Below are 2637 nucleotides of genomic sequence, written 5' to 3' on the forward strand. Positions count from 1 at the left end.
GGTGGGCAGCGTCTATGCCGACGTCAGCACCGGCGCGTGGAGCTGGCAGTATTCCGGTGCCGATGAGTTTGACGAAGGCTCGCATACGCTGAGCGTGCAGGCCGTCGATCCGGCGGGCAACATTTCCGTGCTGTCCGACACCTTTACCATCACCGTTGACACGCAAATCGCACAGCCGGTGCTGGCCACCATCACCGATGCAATAACCGGCGGCGCACTCGGCCCAATTGCCAACGACGGCACCGGCCTCACCAACGATGCCCGCCCTGTGCTGAGCGGCTCGGCCGAAAAAGGCAGTCTGGTCACGATATTTAACGGCACTGCGGCAATAGGAAGTGTTTGTGCAGACAGCATTAGTGGCACGTGGAGTTGGCAGTTCACCGGCACCGATAGGTTTGAGGAAGGTCCGCACACGCTGAGCGTGCAGGCAGTCGATACCGCAGGTAACACGTCAGTGTTGTCCGATGTTTTCACAATCAATGTTGATACCGTCAAGCCACTTAATGCCGGGCAGAACGTTTCGAGTGTAGATCCCACCAAGCTGTGGAACGGTGCCTTTACTGATGACAATCGTCCGCAACTCAGTGGCATGGGCGAAGCCGACTGCACCGTTACCATTTATCTGAATGGAGTTCCCGTTGGAACACAAATAATTGGGAGCAATAATCAGTGGCACTGGCAGCCAGATAGCGCGTTGGATGACGGCGACTATCGCTTTACCATCATCATCACCGATCCAGCAGGTAACGCCAGTGATGTCAGTGCAGCGACTGAAATCACCGTAGACACTTCGGCACCGTCAGGCATGGCCAGAATAGCAGCAATAACCCATGACAGCGGCTATCTCAATAACGCGGGGGATTTCTACACTGACGTTGGCACAACTGGGCATCTGATCCGTGGTCCGCTTGATGGCATTGTTAATGCCAATGAACGTATCCAGATTTCTGTCAATGGCGGTGTGAGCTGGCATGATGCACTCAGAGATCCATCAGGTGGATGGTACTGGTTTGACGGTGAAAACCACGCGAATAGTTGGTCAATCCAGACGCGAGTTATTGATAATTTAGGTCGCACTGGTCCAGTAGAAACACAGCAGGTTAATGTTGATACCACTAAACCTGAGGCACCGTTTGAACTGACATATTCAGGTCAGGATGTCACGGTTCACTTTTCCGGGAACCAGACTGAAAAAGGTGGTCAGGTAAGCCTTAACATTGATGGAAACTATTATCTCTTCACGGTCACTGACGCAGATAGTGATCGGGGATATATGGTTATTACGTTGCCTACATCAATTGAGCCCAATGATAATATGCTCGCGGCAGTGGTAAACAAGGCTGGTAAATTATCAGAATATCGAAATATTCCTGAATCCAAAGAGATTGATTTCTCGTTATATACTGGCGGTTACAATTTCCCAGCAGGTACTATCGTAGATGGGGTCACATTTAATTCAACGGGGCATTTTCATAATAGAGACTCCTACACTGCAGGTACAAGTAAAGGATGGCTGTTGCATTTTTGGGGAGGATCGTCATCTCTTGATCTCAATCGTAGCGAATTAGGCACTAAAGATATTTCATTTAATACCAGAATGTTTTCTGGCACCGGAAATATTAATTTCAACTTTTATGATAAAGATAACAATCTACTCGGAAGCAGATTAGTCACGAATGCAAACACATCGGTTAACAACCTGGTGGAATATCATTCAGACATACCAATATACCGTGTTTTATTCACGTATAGTGGTAATGTCAGCATTTGGGATTTCAACATCATGCGTAGCTATACACATGCCCCAGACCAAGACCATGCAGTCACGGATGAGAGCCAGTACTTAATCGGTAGTGAGCTAAATGACAGCTTTACTGTCACTGACGTGCATCACCTTGATACTGTTACTCAGCTTGGGGGTGGCAGTGGTATTGATACACTGGCATTAACCGGTGCTAATCAGGTGCTTGATTTCACCCGATTAGCCAGCAAGATAAGTTCTATTGAGGTCATTGACATTACCGGAACCGGTGATAATACACTGATGTTATCACTGGGCGATATTTTGGCAAATGGTCAGGTCGATCTGTTTAGAGAAAACGGTAATCTGCAATTAATGGTGAAAGGCAATGCCGGCGATACGGTTAATCTTTCTGACATGTTACCTAACGGTGCCGATGCCGGTGACTGGAACAGCGGAGGTAAAGTTAACGTTGGCGGTACTGAATATCAGATATTCCAGCATTCTGCTCTAGATGCTGAGCTGTTAGTACAGCAAAACGTAACGGTTAATCTCGACAATCACTAACGTTCAGACTGACCCGCCTTCATTGCGGGTCAGTTTTTTTTAATAAATATTTTCCTACAAAACTCACTGTTTTCTCCGTCTTTTCTTACCTTCCCAGACCCGGCCTGTATTTCATTGTTTCTCCACCCGGCAGAATCCCCATTATTTATTCATCCTCAGTCATTTATTTTTTTAGGACTCAGTTATGTCTACATCAGTTATCGCCGTCGCCACGGCCGAAGGTAACCGCCTCTCTGCGCCGCTGACGCTGCCGTCCGGCAAAGGTACCCAGTACATTCACTCCACGCCCGGCCAGCGCATCCTGCTGTCGGATGCCCAGCATTCCGGCC

At 48.4% G+C, this 2637-nt stretch carries 1 protein-coding gene; it reads left to right on the forward strand.

Annotated elements, in window-relative coordinates:
• The coding region (locus PZBJ_RS11245; protein WP_206098212.1) for an Ig-like domain-containing protein at window positions 1-2308 on the forward strand (2308 nt) is incomplete at its 5' end.
• Between the last annotated feature and the right edge of the window lie 329 nt (window positions 2309-2637).

Source organism: Pantoea endophytica, assembly GCF_002858935.1.
Taxonomy (GTDB): Bacteria; Pseudomonadota; Gammaproteobacteria; order Enterobacterales; family Enterobacteriaceae; genus Pantoea; species Pantoea leporis.